Below are 21,188 nucleotides of genomic sequence, written 5' to 3' on the forward strand. Positions count from 1 at the left end.
ATGTCAAAAAAGAATACTTTACCATTGAACAATAACAAGAAAGCCACTAATAGTGTATTACTTGGTGCTGCATTTCTTATGGCAACTTCATCAATTGGACCAGGGTTTTTAACACAAACAACCGTTTTTACACAACAATTGGCAGCAAGTTTTGGATTTGTTATTTTAATTTCATTGATATTAGATGTATTTGCCCAATTAAATATTTGGCGAATTATTACGGTTTCTGGTCTTCGTGGACAAGAGATTGCAAATAAGGTATTACCTGGACTAGGTGTGTTTTTAGCGATTCTCATTGTGATGGGTGGATTGGCTTTTAATATAGGAAACGTTGCGGGTGCTGGTCTAGGATTGAACGCTATGCTAGGGATTGATCCGATTACTGGTGCGGTAATAAGTGCAATGTTTGCTATTTTCATATTTATCGTTAAAGAAGCAGGAAAAGCAATGGATAAAGTGGCTCAAGTTGCGGGCTTTGTGATGATATTACTTATGCTATATGTAGCATTTACAACTTCACCTCCAGTTGGAGAAGCGATTGTTAGAACATTTGTCCCAACAGAGATTAGTATCTTTGCAATCGTTACATTGGTTGGTGGTACTGTCGGTGGATATATTACTTTTGCCGGTGGCCATAGATTACTAGATGCAGGTGTAAAAGGAATTGAATCGATTCCAGATGTAACGAAGAGTTCGGTGACGGGAATTGCAGTAACCGGTATTATGCGTGTTGCTTTATTCCTCGCTGTACTTGGCGTAGTTTCACAGGGGCTGTTAATTGATCCAGCGAATCCACCTGCATCTGTTTTTAATCTAGCAGCAGGTGAAATTGGTTATCGAATATTTGGTGTAATCATGTGGGCAGCAGCTATTACTTCCGTTGTAGGGGCAGCTTATACTTCCGTTTCGTTTATTCGCTCATTCCATCCAATGATCGAAAAATATCATAATTGGGTAATTATATTATTTATTATTGTATCTACTTTTACTTTTGCATTTATAGGAAAACCTGTTAACGTCCTACTATTAGTTGGTGCACTTAATGCATTAATTTTACCATTAGCATTAGGTACTTTATTAATAGGAGCTTATAAAAAAGAAGTTGTGGGAGAATATAAACATCCTCTTTGGATGGCAATCGGTGGGGGAATGGTAACGATAGTTATGGGTGTTTTAGGTATTATGACGCTTATCGAACAAATTCCACTGCTTTTCAAATAGTAAGGAGTGTGATTAAATGAATAACTATAATTCTATGCTACCTAGTAATATACGTGAATTGATAAGAGTTGGAAAAATAACTGGTCCTACAGCTGGAATGTCAAAAGGATATACACAAGCAAATTTAGCAATATTAAAAAAAGAATATGCTTATGATTTCCTGCTGTTCTGTCAGCGAAATCCAAAATCTTGTCCTTTGATAGACGTGACTGATGTCGGTTCTTTTGTTCCTAATTCAATAGCTAGAGATGCCGATATTCGAACTGATATCCCTAAATATCGAATATACAAAGATGGCGTTTATATTAAAGAAGTAACGGATATAACAGATTATTGGGAGAATGATATGGTGGCTTTTCTCATTGGTTGTAGCTTCACTTTTGAAACACCGTTACTAGAAGCAGGTATCTCAATTAGACATATTGATGAAAACTGTAATGTACCTATGTATAAGACGAATATCGCTTGTGCAAAAGCAGGCATTTTTGAAGGGCCGACTGTTGTAAGTATGAGACCTATGACCTCGGTAGATGCAATTAGAGCCATTCAAATTACGTCCAAATTTCCGGGAGTACATGGTGCGCCAATCCATATTGGTGATCCAAGTCAAATTGGAATAGCTGATATATCGAATCCAGATTTTGGAGATTCGGTTACGATAAAAGATGGGGAGATTCCAGTGTTTTGGGCTTGTGGAGTTACACCTCAAGCAGTGGCCATGCAAAGTAAACCTTCGATTATGATTACACATGCACCAGGATGTATGTTCATTAGTGATCTGAAGGACGAACAACTTAGTGTTCTATAATAAGTAAATCCATAATTACAAAAAATGCTGTTCATGCCGGTAGCCATGAACAGCATTTTTTTAGATACTAGTAACAATGAATAATCCTATATTTTCCGTTACATTTGGACGTTTGCAAGTTGAGCGAATAGCTATCATCATTTTTGATTGGAGCGCAGGGCGACGACTCAATTGGGAAAGCAAGCGGAAGAGACTTCAGGCTGGAGACAAGCCCGCGGAAAGCTTGCGACCGTATCGGAAATTAACGAATTATCTAGGTTTTTGAAGTTTACTATTGGTATTGCCCAAGTAACGAGAAGAAATGAATGACAAAATCATGAAAAACTTTTTCGGAAGGTGATAGATTTCGTGTAGCTGGGCTTATTATTCCAACGGTTCTTCGTATATTAGGCAACTCAATCGGGATCTTCTTCGTGAATCTCGGGGTAGAATCATAAAAAGTGCTTTCTGGTAACAGTGTTAGTCCAATTCCCGCAGAGACTAATCCTTTAATAGCATCCATATCTTCTCCCTCGGAAGAAACTTTAGGGGAGAAGCCGACCGAGTTACATGCTTCGACTACTAACTTTTGCATTATATAGCCTTCAGGAAAAAGTACAAAATCTTCATTTCGTAAATCTATAAGAGGAATTCTATCTCTATTAGCAAAAGGATGGTTTACATTTACTAGAATAGAGAAATTTTCCGTAAAAAGTATGGTGTTATTCAGATTACTATCTTTAGGTGGGAGAGGACCTAAAAATGCTAAGTTAAGCTCCCGTTGCTTAACAGCTTCTATTAAATAGTTGTATGATCCCTGGCGCAAATGAAAAGCAACATTTGGATGTTCTTTCTTAAACGCAGAAATAACGGTTGGTAATAAGTGTCCTGCTAAACTGGTTGGAAAACCGATTTTAATCGTTCCTTTTTCAGGATTTAAATAATCATCAATTTGATTCTTTGCGAAATCAATGGCTTGGATTGCAGATAGGGTATGCTCTAAGAAAATCTTTCCTATAGGTGTAAGCTTCACATTTCTACCAATTCGCTCGAATAATTGAACTCCTAGCTCATCCTCAAGATTCGCTATTTGTCTACTAACTGCTGACTGTGCAACATGTAAATGGACAGAAGCATCCGAAATATGCTCTCTTTCTGCAACTTCTATAAAGTACCTCAATTGGCGTAGTTCCATCGAATTCTCCTTATCTATCTCAAAATTAGATGATTTATATCCAAATTATATATTGTTTATATTATTTTGAAAACATACAATATTCCTATGATATTTTTTTAGTTTAAAAGGAGGTATAAACATGACATTTCACCAACTACCGCAAGCACAAGGTATGTATGATCCGACTTTTGAACATGACGCATGTGGGATAGGTTTATACGCACATATAAAAGGTAATGCAACACACGATATTGTAAAAAAAGGACTTGAGATGTTATGTCGCTTAGAGCATCGCGCTGGAAGAGGCGGTGATGGGAAAACAGGTGATGGGGCTGGATTAATGGTTCAAATACCTGACATCTTTTTTCGTGTTGTATGTAACGAATGGGATTTACCGGAAAAGGGTAAATACGGAGTCGGTATGTTATTTTTTACAAATGATTCTAACGAGCGCAAACTAATTGAACAAAAAATAAACGAATTGATAGCTGGGGAAGGGCAAGTGCTTATCGGATGGAGAACTGTGCCAATCGATGTAAGTGGTTTAAGTGATAAAGCCAAGGAAACTGCACCATTCGTTCGCCAAGTTTTCATCAAGTCAAATGATGAAATGGAATCATTGGCTTTTGAACGTAAATTATATATCATACGCAAACAAGCAGAACATTGGGCTGAACTTCAAAGTCTGAAATTTTATTGTGCCAGCTTTTCTAATCAAACGATTGTGTATAAAGGACTGTTAACTCCCGAAGAGGTCGATTTGTTTTATGTCGATTTGCAGGACGAATTATTTACTTCTGCGTTTTCACTTGTTCATTCTCGATATAGTACTAATACGTTTCCGAGCTGGGAGCGAGCACACCCTAATCGCTATATTGTTCACAACGGTGAAATCAACACATTACGCGGCAATATCAACTGGATGAAAGCTCGAGAAAAACAATTTGTTTCAAGAGGTTTTGGTGATGACTTAGCTAAGTTGCTTCCAATTATCGATACAAATGGTAGTGATTCTTCTATGTTGGACAATGCATTTGAATTATTTGTTTTAGCTGGTAGAACACCTGCTCACACCGCTATGATGCTTATACCAGAGCCGTGGACTGAGAATCCACATATTACGAAAGAAAAGAAAGCTTTCTATGCATATCATAGCAGTTTAATGGAACCGTGGGATGGTCCAACCGCAATTTCCTTTACAAACGGAAAACAGATAGGTGCCATTTTAGATCGTAATGGATTAAGGCCAGCACGATATTTTGTAACAAAAGACGATTATATTGTGTTTTCCTCTGAAGTTGGAGTAGTGGACATAGATGAAGAGAATATTTTGTATAAAGAACGTCTAAGCCCTGGAAGAATGCTGTTAGTTGATCTGGAGCAAGGAAGAATAATTTCTGACGAAGAAATAAAAACAGAAATAGCAACAGGTCACCCATATCAACTATGGCTCACAGAAAATATGTATAAGCTTCCTATAACAGAAGAAAAAGTAGAACAGCTGGATGATTTGTTATTCCGTCAAAAAGCATTTGGTTATACGTATGAAGATGTGCATAAGTATATGATTCCGATAGCGATTGAAGGTAAGGATCCCATCGGGTCGATGGGGAACGATACGCCCTTAGCTGTGTTATCTGATCGTCCGCAGTCGTTATTCAATTATTTTAAACAGCTTTTTGCCCAAGTTACTAATCCTCCGATTGATTCGATTAGGGAACATATTGTAACTTCAACGATGACACTACTTGGGGCTGAAGGAGATCTACTACATCCGAATTCTTCTAATGCAAAAAGGATATTCCTAGATACACCTGTCTTAACAAATAGTCAATTAGCACTTTTAAAAGAGAACAATATAGAGCACTTTACTAGTGCCGTACTCCAACTTAATATGTCTGAATGTTTAGAATTCGATTTAGACATTCTTTCTAAAAAAGTGGATGAGTTGATAGAACAAGGAACTTCCTTATTCATACTTTCGGATAGACAAATTTCAGAACAGCTGCATACAATTCCGGTTTTATTAGCAGCAAGTCATATACATCAGTATTTACTGCGAACCGGAAATCGGACGAAAGTTAGTATTATTGTGGAGTCTGGTGAAGTGCGCGAGGTACATCAGTTTGCTACCCTCATTGGATTTGGTGTAGATGCGATCAATCCTTATCTGGCTTATGCAACGATTGGAGAAGCTGTACAAGATGGACATATATCAAGTAGTTATTCAGAAGCAGTTGCTAAATATAGTAAAGGAATAGCGGATGGTGTTGTAAAAGTAATGTCTAAGATGGGGATTTCCACCGTCCAAAGTTACCGTGGAGCTCAAATCTTTGAGGCTGTTGGTATTAGTAAGGACGTAATTGCGCGTTATTTTACTGGTACAGTTTCCCAACTTGGAGGAATTGATTTAGATACAATTGCGAAGGAAGCTATCAATAGACATGAACAAGCAGTTACTTCTTCAGTTACTTCATTAGAATCAGGAAGTGATTTTCAGTGGAGAAGTACGGGAGAACATCATGCCTTTAATCCTAAAACGATTCATACGCTTCAATGGGCAACTAGAAGAGGTGATTATGGGTTATATAGACAATATGCAGAAATGGCCAATGAAGAGCGCATTGGATTCTTAAGAAATCTACTCACTTTTAAAAAAGGGATAAAAAGAATTCCACTAGAGGAAGTAGAATCTGTTGATAAAATAGTTAAACGTTTTAAAACAGGTGCCATGTCATATGGTTCACTTAGCCAAGAAGCGCACGAAACCTTGGCTATCGCGATGAACCGAATCGGTGGGAAAAGCAATAGTGGAGAAGGCGGAGAACACCCAAGTCGGTATGATCTGGATGCAAATGGGGACAATCGACGTAGTGCTATTAAACAAATTGCATCTGGCCGATTTGGTGTAAAAAGCCATTATCTCGTTCAAGCAAATGAATTACAGATTAAAATGGCTCAAGGTGCAAAACCTGGAGAAGGTGGTCAATTACCAGGCAACAAAGTATATCCATGGATTGCGGATGTCCGTGGTTCAACAACCGGGGTTGGTCTAATTTCTCCACCTCCACATCATGATATTTATTCCATTGAGGATATGGCTCAATTAATACATGATTTAAAAAATGCCAATAGAGCAGCTAGGATTAGTGTTAAACTTGTTGCAAAATCTGGAGTAGGCACAATTGCAGCTGGTGTAGCAAAAGGAGCGGCTGATGTCATTGTAATTAGTGGATATGATGGAGGAACTGGGGCCTCACCTAAAACGAGCATTAAACATACAGGGCTTCCATGGGAGCTAGGACTTGCTGAAGCACATCAAACGTTAATGTTGAATGGCTTGCGAGATCGCGTAGTGTTAGAAACGGATGGTAAATTAATGACAGGTAAAGATGTTGTAATGGCAGCTATACTCGGTGCCGAAGAGTACGGGTTTGCAACGGCACCACTAATTGTAATGGGCTGTATTATGATGCGTGCATGTCATTTAGATACTTGTCCCGTAGGAATTGCCACGCAAAATCCAGAACTACGTGATAAATTTACAGGAACTGCAGATTATGTAGTTAACTTCATGAAATTTGTAGCGGAAGAAGTTAGAGAATACATGGCATTACTAGGATTTAGAACGGTGGAAGAAATGGTTGGTCGAACTGATGTGTTAGAGGTTAGCGAACGTGCTAAATCGCATTGGAAGGCCAAACAACTAAACTTAGATTCTTTTTTGTATCAAGCTAAGGGTCCGAGAACTTGGAAAACAAAACAGGATCATAAAATTGACGAATCATTTGATATGAAAATTTTACTTCCTAAACTGAAAAAAACAATAGAAAGTCAATCTAAGGCAGAACTCAATTTCCCGATAACTAATAGAAACCGTGTTGTAGGAACAGTAATTGGAAGTGAAATTTCCAAACAATATGGTTCAAGAGGGTTAGCTGATGATTCCATCGTTTTAAGGTTTACTGGGGCAGCAGGTCAAAGCTTTGGTGCATTTGTTCCCAAGGGAATGACGATGTATATTACAGGCGATGTAAATGATTATTTTGGAAAAGGATTATCTGGTGGGAAGCTAATAGTTACAGCACCTATTCAAGGCATGACAGAACAAAATGTTATCGCCGGGAATGTTGCCCTTTACGGAGCAACAAGCGGAACTGCATTTATAAACGGACGTGCTGGCGAGCGCTTTGCGGTTCGAAATAGTGGAGTAGATGTTGTCGTTGAAGGTATTGGTGACCATGGCTGTGAATATATGACAGGTGGCCGCGCTGTAATTTTAGGGGATGTAGGAAAAAATTTCGGCGCAGGAATGTCTGGTGGAATTGCGTATATACTTGTGGATGATGTGAACGGGCTTAAAGAAAAATGTAATACAGAAATGATTGGATTTGAGCAAATACAAACTTCAGATGAGTTACATGCTGTACGCCAATTAATAATGGATCATTATTATTACACTAAAAGTACAAAAGCAATGAATTTATTGGATAACTGGGATGAAGCATCTAGTCGGTTTGTAAAGGTTGTACCAAATGATTATAAAAAAATGCTGGATAAAATCCAGTCATTTAAAGTGCAAGGTTTAACAGACGATGCTGCTGCTATGCAAGCCTTTTTAGCAACTTCAAATGGGAACAATGAAGAAACGAAAGCGCTAGCAAAAAAATAAGGAGAGGGGAGATACTTATGGGAAAACCTACAGGATTTATGGAATTTAAGCGTGAAAAAGGTAAAGAGATGGCCCCTCTCCAACGTATTAATAACTGGAAGGAATATTCTTCTAAATTGTCGGATGATTCGCTACAAAAACAAGGGGCAAGATGTATGGACTGTGGAACTCCGTTTTGTCATATGGGATATGAGGTAAGAGGGGCAACTTCTGGTTGTCCTATAAATAATCTAATTCCCGAATGGAATGATCTAGTCTACAGAGGGAAATGGGAGGAAGCATTAGAACGATTGCTAATGACTAATAATTTTCCAGAATTTACTGGAAGAGTTTGTCCAGCTCCTTGTGAAGGTTCATGTACCCTGGCAATTTCAGATCCAGCGGTATCGATTAAAAATATTGAGCGAACTATTATTGATAAAGGGTTTGAGAATGGCTGGATCATCCCAAGAATACCTCTATCGAGAACTGGTAAAAAGGTAGCCATAATTGGCTCTGGTCCTGCTGGTCTAGCGAGTGCAGATGACCTTAATCAGGCAGGGCATTCAGTTACCGTATTCGAACGAGCAGACCGAGCAGGGGGACTACTCATGTACGGGATTCCAAATATGAAGCTTGAAAAAGCTGTTGTAGAACGTCGAATTCATTTACTCCAGCAGGAGGGTATTGATTTTGTTCTTAATACAGAAGTTGGAGTGGACATTTCGGCAGAGCAATTAAAGGAACAATTTGATGCGGTAATCCTATGTATTGGAGCACAAAAACAACGTGTACTTCATATGGAGGGCAGTGAATCTAATGGGATACATCTTGCAATGGATTATCTTACATCCACTACAAAGAGTTTATTGGACTCTAATTTTAAGGATGGTCAATTTATCAATACCAAAGGTAAAGATGTCATCGTTATTGGTGGTGGAGATACAGGGGCGGACTGTGTAGCGACGGCACTTCGTCAAAAATGTCGCAGTGTAATCCAATTTGGTAAGCATCCACAGCTTCCAGTAACTCGAGCAGAAGATAATCAATGGCCTACAGATCCAACTATTTTTAAACTAGAATATGCTTATGAAGAAGCAGCTGCAAAGTTTGGAAAGGACCCAAGGGAGTATTTAATTCAAACAAAGAAAATCATTGCAGATGCGAATGGAAATGTTAAAGAACTGCATACGATTCAAATGGAAAAGATTCTAGGAGAAGATGAGTTTTACTATTTTAAAGAAGTTCCAGGTAGCGAGAAAGTATGGCCTGCTCAATTCGTATTTATAGCAATTGGTTTTGAAGGACCAGAGACTACATTAGCGGATCAATTTGGAGTTCGGATTACAAATAAAAAGATTGCTGCATCCTCTAAAGATTACTTAACAAACGTTGAGGGGGTCTTTACAGCTGGTGATGCTAGAAGAGGGCAAAGCTTAATTGTTTGGGCTATTAAAGAAGGGCAAGAAGTAGCAAAACGTGTAGATGAATATGTTAGAAAAAAACCGGTCATAATTTCATGACCGGTTTTTACTGTGCTAGTGCACTAAAGTTTTTGTTTTATTTTTCATCATCAGATGGCATAATAGAAACATAACGATATTGGGGGCAATTACATGATTGGAATTATTGATTATGGAGCAGGGAATTTACATAGTGTTTTAAAAGCGATTAAACAGCTTGGTTATAATACGAAACTCATTACGAAAGCAAGTGATCATACCGATGAGATTACTAGGTTGATCCTTCCAGGGGTTGGAAATGCCAAAGTGGCTATGGATGTTTTAAATAGCACCGGTCTAAGTGATTATTTAAATGGAAGAGTTTCAGAAGGGACTCCACTATTGGGTATTTGCCTTGGGATGCAACTTTTACTAGAAAAGAGCGAAGAGGGGAATGTGCCTTGTCTTGGATTTCTAAAAGGAACTGTACCTGAATTTACTGATGTGTCGGAGAAAATTCCGCATATGGGCTGGAATCAAGTGAAAGATGTTCAAAATCATTTTCTATTTGAAAATATTCCAGATGAAACGGATTTCTATTTTGTTCATTCCTATTTTGCAAAACCAGAGAATCAGAAAGATATCTTAGGTGAAACAAATTATGGTATAAATTTTGCTTCGGTAATTGGTAATTCACAAGTGATGGGCGTACAATTTCACCCAGAAAAAAGCGGTAAATATGGGATTCAGCTCTTAGATAATTACTGTAAACAAGGAGATAAATAATATGTTAAGAAAACGAATTGTACCAGCTATTGATGTATTAAATGATCAAGCTGTGAAATATGTTCAATTTAGAAATCCTACTATTATAGGGGATCCTGCGGAACTTGGTAAAAAGTATACCGAAGATGGTGCGGATGAATTAATTTATCTAGATACTACAGCATCGTTGAAAAACCAAGATCTGAAACTGGAATGGATTCAGCGAGTAGCTGAGCAAGTAAATATTCCTTTTTCAGTAATCGGAGGAGTTCGTACGGTAGAAGACTTCAAAAATCTGCTTAGAGCTGGAGCTGATAAAGTAGGCGTAAACTCCGCAGCTGTTCAGCGTCCAGAATTACTCAAAGAAGCTGCTGATATTTACGGAAAACAATGCGTCGTTCTAGGTTTGGATGCTATGCCAATTTATAATGATAATGAAGAAATTATTCGATGGGAAGTTTACACACACTCTGGTTATGAGAAAACTGGATTAGATGTTGTGGAATGGGCACAGCAAGCAGCTGAGCTAGGTGCTGGTGAAATAATTTGTACAAGTATCCATAAAGACGGCATGAAAAATGGCTATGATGTAGCACTTATAAAGTTATTGTCAGAAAAAGTAAATATCCCCATAATTGCTTCCGGAGGAGCAGGAAAAATTGAACACATTGAAGAAGTATTCTCAGAAGGGAAAGCTGACGCTGCATTAGTGGCATCTATGATTCACTACGGTGATTATACAATTGGTGAAATCAAATCCTACTTGCAAACTAAAAATATTAATGTGCGTCTTACCTAATAGAAATGACCTAGCCTTAGTTAAGGCTAGATCATTTTTACAGCTTAAAGTAATGAATCGGACGAATACAATAGTTAATCGGTCGAATAGATGGAACAATCGATGGAATCCTACTGAAAATCGGTCAAATAGCATGAATAATCGTTCGATTTCCATAAACAATCTGTCGGTTTTCGAATAGATTGGATCAGTGACTCCACCTTAATAGATTTCTTAGTTCATAATCTCCCAACCACGCTCACTAGCTAGTTTCTGGAGCTTTTCTTCGGGTCTTACAGCGACAGGATTTCCGACTAGCTCGAGAACTGGCATATCTGAAAAACTATCCCCATATGCATAGCTGTTATCCCAATCTATTTGGTGACCTTTCAAGGCTTCCTGCACCTTAAGTCTTTTTTGTTCTCCATTAATATGCGTGATCTCAGTTTTTGTATAAACTTTGTCATCCTGATAGAATATTTCGGTTCCAATTATTTGATTGAATACAATACCATCAGTCACACGCTCTAAAAACTGTGTATAAGCACCAGATACAAGGAGAATATGTACGTTTTCCTGTTGATGAAGCTTTAATCTTTCTAACACATTGTTATTAAAATCCTGCTGCATTTTAGTTCTGATTTCTTCGAAGTATACATCCATTTCCAGCTTGGTAAGACCTTCAAACGCTTCTAAATAAAGCTGCATGGAACGCTTTTTCATTTTGCTAGAAGGATATATTTTAAGCTTGTGTGCTATGTACGGCGGTACTATTGCACGATAAAAACGTTTATAGGATGAACGATAGGTAGGATGTTCTTTTAGATGCTTCATCAGTAATGTAAATGTTTCTTCTGCATAGATTGTCCCATCAAAATCAAAAATTGCTACTCGCATACATTTCACCCTTTTCATAAATAATAATATATAAATTATTATACATGAATGAACAAAAAATCGCCCCGATAAAAGGGGCGAGGTTAACTATTTAACTCATCATTTTCCCTTGAGCAGGAGCAAATGAGTTCAACATTGCTTGCATACTTTGTTGATCGAGCTGTGGAACCTGATAATAATGGTGCTTGTTTTGATAAATGGAAAGCTCATAAGCCATTTCAATACAGTTTGGAATAGAGTCAGCAAGTACTCGGCGAACAACAGGATTCGTTGTTTCTAAGGCAGCGGCAGTTTTAATAGTTGCAGCGGCTTTAGCAGCTCCAAGAAGGTATCCAGAAATTAGCTCGTCCGAAAGTTCGTTGGCTGATTGGATAGGTTTTTTGGGCTGTGAAGGTTTAACCCCGTATATAAAATCATTTCCAGTTTGCATTTTATAGCTAGTAGTAGGGTGAGATGGATCTGCACCTGTTTTAAAGCATTCTACAGTAATATTATATTCGTCTAATGCAAAAGCATGTTGTCGATCTAAAATAGAAAGCAATTCTTGGTCCTTCACATGTGGACGTAGAAGCGTTTTTAAGTTTAATCCAGATACAACTGTTGATAAAACCTCATGGACGTCAAAAGCTTCATGACCACCATGATTCATGTTTTGTGCAATATTGCCAGTTTGCATATTTTGATGAGTTTGACCTTGACCTTGTCCGAAAGGGTTTTGTGTCATTTTAATTTTTCCTCCTTGTAGAAAATGTGATGAAACATCCTTTGTAGCATGGACAAAATCGTTCATAATATGCAAGATAAGCGAAATAAAAAACAATCCCCGCTTTCTTGCTTTGGGATTGTTTGACGTTTAAATTTATTTTATACTCGCTACGAGCTTAAAGATTAATGTGTATAAAAATTGGTACACATCCTCAATCGTGAAGGAATCATCGTATCCTTTTAAATAATTGATCGGTAGATTTATTTCCCATAATCCTTCATTGCCAGCAAACATCATACTATATTGCACTTTCTCGGGATTGTAATGCTCATCTAAAAAAGCTCTAAGTTCATTTGTATATTTTTTTTGAATGAATAAACCAAACATTGCAGTGTACACTTCAAATACTTCGTCGTATTCAACTGCAATTGCATCCACACTGACATCATCTAATACTTTAGTTTCTAAAAAAGTATACTCCTGTAAATGTTCTTTATAAAATGTTAAAGGGTTTTGTAAAAATTCCTTCGTTTCTTTTGCTATTAGTTCATCAGTCTCTTTGTTGTATCGCTCAATAATGGCTTCGTTAAATAAGTTTTCTGCTTGTTTTGTATTCATAGAAATTGATTCCTTTCCTCTTCAGCTAATTCTTCTGCTACTACTTGTAAATTGTATGCATCGATAATAATCAATCGATAATTATTTTTTTCAGCGTATTGCTCAGCTAGTTTTTTAATAAACTTTGGTGAGCCCTCATTTTCTTCATCATATACGATTAGCATACCATCTGTGTTGCGAATAACGAATTTATTGCGCTCAACAAATTGCCAGGGAGCCTCATACGGTTTTTTCGTAACACTTGTATGATAATCCGCTTGCATTAAGAGCCGCTCATACTTTTCTTTCTTTTGCTCATTCCAATTTTTTTCTTGCTCCAAAAACGGGGTAATAATAGCATATTTTAGATGTGGATATTCATCCTTAAGTTCAAGAATTAGTTCGGCAGTCCATGTTTCTAAACCTTGTTGACCACCTAGAATAATCCATTCTAATCCTTCATCTAATAACACTCGTATTTGATTTTCAAGTGCTTTTTTAATGATTGGAATTCCTGCATGTGAATCATTAAATATACCTAATTCATGTGCTTTATAGCCTGTAACTAACAATCTTTTCATTATATTATCACCAACTTATTAAAACGTCTTCTTTCATCATAGCATGTTATCGCCAATTCTAGGAGAGATGATTAAGGAATAGCGTAAAATAACCAACTAAAAGGGAACTCCCTAGTATTCTTATTTGGTTTACAAATTACAATGAGGTTGTAGACATTTGCGAATTGGAAAATGGGAATGCATCTCAGCCAAATTTCGATAAAGAATGAAAAAGAGATGAGTAGATATATTGATATCTATAGAGAAAAAGAGTATATACCAAAGGATGATAAAGAAGCTTCCCAAAAATATGCGTATGAAGCATATAGCGCCGCTGGTCCTTTAAGAGAAAACTCTATGAAACTAGCTTATTTATTGGATAAACTAAATGTAGATGCTATTTTGTTGAGAACCGAGTATGTTGATGATACAGAGAAACCAGTATTGTTTAAGCAAGCAATTCAAATTGGGGAGCAGCAATTAGATCCCAATTTTGAAGCAGTATGGGGTTATTTACCGAACCGACCTTATTTAAGAGCCTTATTTAAATATGGCTTATGGTGTTTTGAGAAGCAGGATTTTAAGGAAGCATTCGATTTGTTTAACAAAATTTTGCAACTAAATCCAGCCGACCATCAAGGTGTTCGATATCCAGCAGTTGCAACATTAATCGCTTCAAACAGAATAGAGGAAGCGGAAAGTCTAATGAGTCATTATCAGGATTCCGACAATGCATTTTTTAGCTGGTTCAGATGGACAATCGAGAAAAAGAAAGGCTTTTTCTCGAAGGAAACACAAGATGCATTTGAGTTAGCAAGCGAAGATAATGCATATGTAGCGAACTATTATCGGACAAAAGCACCCGTTTCTACTTATCCAAATTCTGCGGCAATTACGCCGGATAGTCCGGAGGAAGCTAAAGTTATTTGGACCTTATTACAACCATTAATTTAGACCGATTGCAGTGAGTGCAACCGGTCTTTTTTTTCATCAGCTTTATAGCCCTTAAATTGGTGGAAATAGCCCATAAACCTACTTATTTAGCTCTACCACGCATTAGATAGCCCATAAATACTTTTAATTAGCCCTTAAATACATCATTATAGCCCATAAACCGGCTATTATAGCCCATAAAACCAATTATTCATCTCCCACGGATGATTGTAATCGGATAAAGACCACAGGATTTATAAAAGAACTACAATTTTTAAAATAAATTAAGTTTTCCGATACGCATTATTGCTTCTTTCAATCGATCTTCATCGACTAATAGACCGACTCGAATATATCCTTCGCCGTACTCGCCAAACCCATTACCAGCAGCAACTGCTACATCTGCTTCGTTCAACAGTAAATTTGCGAACTCTTCACTTGTGTAATTTGCAGGAACAGGTAACCATGCGAAGAAAGAACCCTTTGGCGCACTTACATTCCAACCTATTTGATGGCATGATTCGATAAGCGCCTTTCTACGACGTTCATATAAATCGACCAATTCTCTTACACATTGCTGACTTTCATTCAAAGCCACAGTTGCCGCATCTTGAACGGCGGGGAAGAGACTAACAAATAAATGGTCTTGAATAATATTAATCGCTTCAATCATTTTAGCATTTCCCACGGCAAATCCTACTCTCCAGCCAGCCATATTATACGTTTTGGAAAGGGTATACATCTCAATGCCAACTTCTTTTGCACCATCGGCCTGTAAAAAGCTGACTGGCTTCAAACCATCAAAACCTATCCCGCCATATGCAAAATCGTGGACAACAGCAATATCTTCTTCTTTTGCGAGTCTAACAGTTTCTTCGAAAAACTCTTTATTAGCAATGGCACCAGTTGGATTATTAGGGTAATTTAAATACATTAGTTTCGCTTTTTGTTTTTGCTCTTCTGTTAATGAACTGTAGTCTGGAAGGAAATCATTCTCCTCTAGTAATGGCATTGTGTTAAACTCGACATTTGCCAAATTTACTCCAGATAAGTAGTCGGGATAACCAGGGTCTGGTAGTAGCATTAAATCTTTTTCATTCATTAATGCTAATGGAAGCTCTACTAACCCAATTTTTGTTCCGAATAATATTGCGACCTCCGTTTCAGGATCAATATCAACGTCATATTCTCTTTTATAGAAATTTGCTGCCGCTTTTTTAAAATCGCTCGTTCCACGAAACGGGCTATATTTATGATTTAGCGGGTTGGCTGCTGCTTCTTGTAGTGCTTGTACAATATGATTCGGTGTCGGCTGATCGGGATTACCTTGACCTAAATTAATAACATCTCTACCTTCTTGAACTGCGTTTCCTACTTTTTTTACTAGCGTAGCAAAAAATTGAGGAGGCAGATTTTTTAAACGATTTGAAAATTCCATGGACATAACCTCGTTTTCTAATAAGTTGCATTTGTTAGTAAAATCTTATAACCTTTTTAGTATTATGTCTATAGGAGTGTCGAGATGAGAATTGCTTGTGTTCAGTTAAATATAGCTTATGGGAACCCTCAAGAAAATTTCAAAAAAGTTGAAGAGAAGATTCGAAAAGCAGCCATGTTAAATGCGGAAGTCGTTGTGTTACCTGAAATGTGGAACACTGCTTACGATCTGGATCGTCTAGACGAATTAGCCGATGTGGACGGAGGACAAACGAAAAGTCTTCTAAGTCGTTTAGCAAAAGAATTGCATATTCATATTATCGGTGGCTCCGTTTCAACGAAAAAAGACAACCAATTCTATAATACGATGTACATCGTAAATAGTATTGGAGAACTTATTTCTGAATACGATAAAGCACATTTGTTTAAATTGATGGATGAGCATCTATACTTAAAAGCTGGAACCAATAAAAATATTTTCACGCTAAATGATGTAAAAATGGGTGGAGTTATTTGTTATGATTTACGTTTTCCAGAGTGGTTCCGAGTACATTCATTGGCTGGCGCAAAAGTCATTTTTGTCCCTGCACAATGGCCAGCAACAAGAGTGGATCATTGGAAAATATTATTACAGGCTCGCGCAATTGAAAATCAATGTTTCATCGTTGCGGTAAATCGCGTTGGGGACGATCCGAATAATTCCTTTAACGGTAACTCGATGGTGATAGCACCTTGGGGAGAGGTTCTTTGGGTTGGAACTGACGAGGAAACGATCGGTGTAGTGGATATTAACATAGATGAGGTGGAGGAAGTAAGAAACAGAATTCCTGTATTTCAAGATCGAAGAGTGGATATATATTAATAGAATATGTCTATCTATGTTGACGTACTGATGGCTTTTTTGTATGGTTTCCTAAAGGGGGAATTTAATAATGGTAGAAAAAATTCACGCGATTCAAGATGAGTATCCAGAGGATTTTGCATGGTGCTATGGCTGCGGGAGGATGAACAAAGAAGGGCATCATTTCCGTACAGCTTGGGATGGGGAACAGACAGTAACGATTTACATGCCAAAGGAAGAACATATTGCAATTCCTGGTTTTGTATATGGAGGACTAATTGGGGCATTAGTCGACTGTCATGGAACCGGTTCTGCTTCACTTGCACTACATAGAAAGAACGGCTTTGAACCAGGTAGCGGGGTGACGCCTCCTCGTTTTGTAACAGGTTCGTTGCATGTAGATTTCTTAAAACCAACACCACAAAAGGTTGTGTTAAAAGCAGTTGGTCAAGTGGAAGAAATTCATCCAAAAAAATTTAAAGTGACTACAGAAGTTTTCGCGGGAGACGAGCTTTGTGCACGAGGTGAAGTGATTGCAGTGTTAATGCCTGCAACTTTTGGTAAACAATAGATAAATATGAACCTGTGATAATTAGTTTTTATCACAGGTTCTTTTATTTTCTGAGATTAGAAACTTGATAATTTGGGGATAAAATGAAAAGGAGGAGATTTCATGGATATGTTTTTATATATTATGTATGCAGTATTGTATACCGCATTATTAATATGGGGATTAAATGGAATAAGAAAGTACGATTTAAAGAAATGGACGAGTGTAATTTATATTGTCATTCTCCTTCTAATCTATGATAATGCAATACTCGCAACAGGTAAGTGGATTGGAGAAGGTGAATTATTGGAAAGCTTAAACTTTGCTCGTTTTTGCTTACATGCTTTAATCACACCATTGCTTGTTATGTATTCTGTTGGAACATTACGGGAAAGCGGTATCACCTGGGCTAGGAAGAAATGGTTAGTTATCGTAGGATTAATTTATACGTTATGTTTAATAGTATTAGAATTTTCTACAGAGGTAATTGGCTTGGAACTCGAAGTAGTGAAAGAATATGGCGTTGTAAGCTATTCGAACGTAGAAGAAGCAACCGGACCTCCAATTATGGTGCTTTTAGTTACAGTCATCCTTATTGTTGCTAGCGCGATTTTGTGGAAGAAAACAAAATGGCCAGTATTTTTTATCGGTGCTGTAGTGATGACTATAGGAAGTGCTGTACCTATAAATATAGAAAGTGGAGCAGTGACAAATGCCTTTGAACTTTTTCTTATTTTCACATTAATCTGGACGAAGCGTCGTCTACTAAAAAAACAACTTTATGTTAAATAAATAATAGGCATACTAAAATCTAGTATGCCTAAAGAACTTAAGAGTTTGCTACTACATCGACAGGGGGTGCTTCTTTCGGTTCAGGCACTCTTGTTAAAATGATGAAACCGATAATGAAAAGAATTACTAAACTAAATACACCGTAAGCTGAATTTCCGGTTATTTGAGCGGTAACCCCTACTAGTAATGGTCCCAGAATGGACGCAAACTTACCGAATATATTATAAAACCCAAAAAACTCATTGGAATTTTCTTTTGGAACTAGTTTACCGAAATAGGATCTACTAAGCGCTTGTATACCACCTTGAGAAGTAGCTACGAGCATCGCTAAAATCCAAAAATCTACAATTGTATCTAAGAAAAATGCATACGTACACACGATAATGTAAACAATGATTCCCACATAAAGCATTTTCTTCTCAGAAAATTTAGTAGCTAGTTTTCCGTATAATATAGCAAATGGAGCAGCGACAACCTGAGTGGCAAATAACACAATTAGTAAGCTCTCAGCACTCAACCCTAAATCTGATCCATATGCTGTAGACATAGAGATAATCGTTCCTACGCCATCAATATAAAAAAAGTAAGCGATTAAAAATAAAAATAAAGTCCGGTATTGTCTTATTTCTTTAAACGTATTTCCTAGTCTTTTAAAGCCTTCTACGACTAAATTTCCATCCTTTTCGATAAAGTGTATTTGTTTCACATTTTTGAACATGGGGATGGAGAATATCACCCACCAAGCTGCAGTGATCAAGAATGCAATTCGGCTTGCGTTTGTGGTGGAAATAGGAATTATTTCTTTACCAGCTAACAAAATGATGACGATACTAAGTAAAAATGGAATGGTTGAACCTATATAGCCAAGACTATATCCACGAGCTGAAACCTTGTGCATACGTTTGTTGGTTGTGACGTCAACGATAAAGCCGTCGTAAAAGACATTTGCTCCCGTTGCACCTAGCGCAGCAAGTGTATAAAAGATTAATAATAATAGCCAATTTTCAAATGGTACGAATGCGAGCATAGCAGTAAATGTAACGCCTAATACAAAGAAAAATGTGAAAAATTTCTTTTTCATTCCGCGATAGTCTGCAATTGTACCTAAAATCGGACCTAGTAAAGCAAGTATAAAAGTAAAAATTGCAATCGTATATCCTAGATAAGCAGTGGAATCTGCTGCATCTACACCTCCAGCAGTTGCCGATGCCTTGTAAAAGATAGGAAAAACAGCTGTAGTAATAGTGATTGAATACGCGGAAGAGCCCCAATCATAAAGAGACCAGCTATTCTCTTCTTTTGTGAATTTTTTCAAGATATTCATCCTTCCTACCATTGTTATCCATTATTGTACATGAAAAAAATCTTTGATAGTATATTAATTCATAAAAATAATTCAAAATTTACAATATTAAATCAACATTTTACTAATGCGATTTGAAATTTACATACTTTTAACATTTTAGGGGACATATAAGTAATAAACTATATATGAAGGAGTAGATTTTATGGAAACTTATAGTAAGCAAAAAGCGATAATAGATATAGGATCTAACTCTATTCGACTAGTAGTTTTTAGCTATAGCCAAGCAGAAGGTTTAATAGAGCATTACAATTTTAAAACGGTTGCTCGCTTAAGTATGCATATTGATGAAAAAGGAAACTTGACTGAAGAGGGTCAACATATATTAATTGAAACGTTATTGAAATTTAATAAAATATTAAATGATATCCATGTAACCGATGTGTTTGCAGCTGCTACAGCTGCAATTAGGCAGGCAAACAATCGTGAAAGTATAATACAACGGGCAAAAAAACAAACAGGAATTATGATTACCTTGGTTTCTGCAAAAGAAGAAGCGGAATACGGATATTTAGCGGTAATTCATTCTACCAATATTCCAACAGCTGTAACGGTTGATATGGGTGGAGGAAGTACCGAGATTACCTATTTTGAAAATAAAGAAATAAAGTTTTTACATAGTTTTCCCTTTGGAGCAGTTTCGCTAAAAAAGAAATTCATAACAGGCAGTTTAATTACAAAAAATGAAAAAGAAAATCTTATTGAATATGTTAGGGAACAATTTCAATCACTTGTGTGGTTACATAATTTACAAGTACCAATTATCGCTATCGGAGGGAGTGCTCGTAATATAGCGCAGGTTGATCAGCAACGTAAAAACTATTCGTTGCATGGAATACATCAGCACGAGTTAAGTAGAACAGATTTACAGGAGCTTAGCTATGGCTTTTCCAACGCTTCATTGGAAGGTTTAAAGAAAATAGATGGTCTTTCAAGTGATCGTGCGGATATCATCGTGCCTGCATTAGAAACGTTTCGCGTATTTATGGATATTGTACAAGGTACGTCATTTATATATAGTAAAAAAGGATTGCGGGAAGGCGTAATTTTAGCCCAGCTAATAAAACAGTTTCCAGCTGATTTTGATGAGAATAAGGTGAGTTTAAATGCTATACGACATCTATTAGGAAAATTTCATGTAAAGGAAGAAAAATCTCTTCATTTGTACGAAATATTTTCTTCTATATATGATACGTTTGCACAGTGGGGCTATATTACTCCACTAAATAACAAAGAACTACTTCGATATGCTTTCCAATTATTTCACATCGGGAAAGAAATAGACCAAGATGCGTTCAGTCAGCATACTTTTTATCTAATAACAAATTTGACAATCGATGGGATTTCTAATAAAGACCGATTGAAACTTGCCTTATTATCTTCATATAAAAATAAAGATACTTTTAAACAATATATAGAACCTTTCCAACATATTATTACTAATGCTGAAACAAAGCAGCTGCGTGACATTGGTGCTTTAATTCGCTTTACGAAAGGCATGGATATACTCGGGAGATCCCATATAAAAGATGTATCCATAAAGAAATCTGACAACATACTAGAATTCGCCTTCTCAGTTGTTGGAAATTATTTATTAGAGCAATATCAAGCAGATAAATTAAAAAAACATATAGAAAAAATAGTTCAGGTAGAAGTGAAGTTGACGTTTGTAGACATGGAGGAACTGTGAG

The 21,188-nt window shown here is 36.9% G+C and carries 18 protein-coding genes; 11 read left to right on the forward strand and 7 right to left on the reverse strand.

Features of this window, described 5'->3' with window-relative positions; genetic code table 11:
- Entirely contained in the window at positions 1-1,221 is a 1,221-nt protein-coding gene (locus tag BLR36_RS06535) for an NRAMP family divalent metal transporter (protein WP_093060930.1), read from the forward strand.
- A gap of 16 nt (positions 1,222-1,237) precedes the next feature.
- On the forward strand, positions 1,238-2,029 hold the full coding sequence (locus tag BLR36_RS06540; RefSeq protein ID WP_093060931.1) for a putative hydro-lyase: 792 nt from the start codon (positions 1,238-1,240) through the stop codon (positions 2,027-2,029).
- A gap of 271 nt (positions 2,030-2,300) precedes the next feature.
- On the opposite strand, the gene BLR36_RS06545 is transcribed toward BLR36_RS06540, so the two are convergent.
- The gene (locus tag BLR36_RS06545) at positions 2,301-3,203 is read right to left on the reverse strand and encodes a LysR family transcriptional regulator (protein WP_093060932.1); all 903 of its coding nucleotides are present in this window, start codon (positions 3,201-3,203) and stop codon (positions 2,301-2,303) included.
- Positions 3,204-3,324: 121 nt separating this feature from the next.
- Here BLR36_RS06545 and gltB point away from each other — a divergent pair, with 121 nt between their 5' ends.
- From gltB to hisF, 4 genes are all read left to right on the forward strand, one after another.
- On the forward strand, positions 3,325-7,857 hold the full coding sequence (gltB, locus tag BLR36_RS06550; protein ID WP_093060933.1) for a glutamate synthase large subunit: 4,533 nt from the start codon (positions 3,325-3,327) through the stop codon (positions 7,855-7,857).
- A gap of 17 nt (positions 7,858-7,874) precedes the next feature.
- Entirely contained in the window at positions 7,875-9,359 is a 1,485-nt protein-coding gene (gene gltD, locus BLR36_RS06555) for a glutamate synthase small subunit (RefSeq protein WP_093060934.1), read from the forward strand.
- Between the two features lie 93 nt (positions 9,360-9,452).
- Positions 9,453-10,064 (forward strand): imidazole glycerol phosphate synthase subunit HisH, encoded by a 612-nt coding sequence (gene hisH, locus BLR36_RS06560; protein WP_093060935.1) that lies wholly within the window; start codon positions 9,453-9,455, stop codon positions 10,062-10,064.
- A 1-nt stretch (position 10,065) separates the two neighbouring features.
- Positions 10,066-10,842 (forward strand): imidazole glycerol phosphate synthase subunit HisF, encoded by a 777-nt coding sequence (hisF, locus tag BLR36_RS06565; protein ID WP_093060936.1) that lies wholly within the window; start codon positions 10,066-10,068, stop codon positions 10,840-10,842.
- 213 nt (positions 10,843-11,055) lie between these two features.
- Here the strand turns inward: hisF and BLR36_RS06570 are convergent, their stop codons facing one another.
- From BLR36_RS06570 to BLR36_RS06585, 4 genes are all read right to left on the reverse strand, one after another.
- Positions 11,056-11,718, reverse strand: coding sequence for an HAD family hydrolase (locus BLR36_RS06570; protein WP_093060937.1), 663 nt, complete (start codon positions 11,716-11,718; stop codon positions 11,056-11,058).
- 91 nt (positions 11,719-11,809) lie between these two features.
- Complete coding sequence (locus BLR36_RS06575; RefSeq protein ID WP_093060938.1) at positions 11,810-12,442, reverse strand: spore coat protein; 633 nt, start codon at positions 12,440-12,442, stop codon at positions 11,810-11,812.
- A 135-nt stretch (positions 12,443-12,577) separates the two neighbouring features.
- Complete coding sequence (locus BLR36_RS06580) at positions 12,578-13,042, reverse strand: hypothetical protein (RefSeq protein ID WP_093060939.1); 465 nt, start codon at positions 13,040-13,042, stop codon at positions 12,578-12,580.
- A complete protein-coding gene (locus BLR36_RS06585; protein WP_093060940.1) occupies positions 13,039-13,605 on the reverse strand; it encodes an SLOG family protein in 567 nt (188 codons plus the stop codon). Before BLR36_RS06585 ends, BLR36_RS06580 begins: the two co-directional genes overlap by 4 nt.
- 213 nt (positions 13,606-13,818) lie before the next feature.
- Here BLR36_RS06585 and BLR36_RS06590 point away from each other — a divergent pair, with 213 nt between their 5' ends.
- Positions 13,819-14,535 carry a tetratricopeptide repeat protein gene (locus BLR36_RS06590; protein WP_175453993.1) on the forward strand — a complete coding sequence of 239 codons (717 nt, stop codon included), beginning with the start codon at positions 13,819-13,821 and terminating at the stop codon, positions 14,533-14,535.
- A gap of 253 nt (positions 14,536-14,788) precedes the next feature.
- Here the strand turns inward: BLR36_RS06590 and BLR36_RS06595 are convergent, their stop codons facing one another.
- A complete protein-coding gene (locus tag BLR36_RS06595) occupies positions 14,789-15,952 on the reverse strand; it encodes a pyridoxal phosphate-dependent aminotransferase (RefSeq protein WP_093060942.1) in 1,164 nt (387 codons plus the stop codon).
- A gap of 84 nt (positions 15,953-16,036) precedes the next feature.
- Between BLR36_RS06595 and BLR36_RS06600 the strand changes: the two genes are divergently transcribed.
- The 3 genes from BLR36_RS06600 to BLR36_RS06610 all read left to right on the forward strand — a co-directional run bounded on the left by BLR36_RS06600 (position 16,037) and on the right by BLR36_RS06610 (position 18,134).
- Positions 16,037-16,813, forward strand: coding sequence for a carbon-nitrogen family hydrolase (locus BLR36_RS06600; protein WP_093060943.1), 777 nt, complete (start codon positions 16,037-16,039; stop codon positions 16,811-16,813).
- 70 nt (positions 16,814-16,883) lie between these two features.
- Positions 16,884-17,363, forward strand: coding sequence for a PaaI family thioesterase (locus tag BLR36_RS06605; RefSeq protein WP_093060944.1), 480 nt, complete (start codon positions 16,884-16,886; stop codon positions 17,361-17,363).
- A 102-nt stretch (positions 17,364-17,465) separates the two neighbouring features.
- On the forward strand, positions 17,466-18,134 hold the full coding sequence (locus BLR36_RS06610) for a hypothetical protein (protein ID WP_093060945.1): 669 nt from the start codon (positions 17,466-17,468) through the stop codon (positions 18,132-18,134).
- A 37-nt stretch (positions 18,135-18,171) separates the two neighbouring features.
- On the opposite strand, the gene BLR36_RS06615 is transcribed toward BLR36_RS06610, so the two are convergent.
- Entirely contained in the window at positions 18,172-19,452 is a 1,281-nt protein-coding gene (locus tag BLR36_RS06615) for an MFS transporter (protein WP_254771355.1), read from the reverse strand.
- Positions 19,453-19,642: 190 nt separating this feature from the next.
- On the opposite strand from BLR36_RS06615, the gene BLR36_RS06620 reads away from it, so the two are divergent.
- A complete protein-coding gene (locus BLR36_RS06620) occupies positions 19,643-21,187 on the forward strand; it encodes a Ppx/GppA family phosphatase (protein WP_093060947.1) in 1,545 nt (514 codons plus the stop codon).
- The last annotated feature ends 1 nt before the right edge of the window (position 21,188 follow it).

This window comes from Psychrobacillus sp. OK028, from assembly GCF_900103605.1.
Lineage (GTDB): Bacteria > Bacillota > Bacilli > Bacillales_A > Planococcaceae > Psychrobacillus.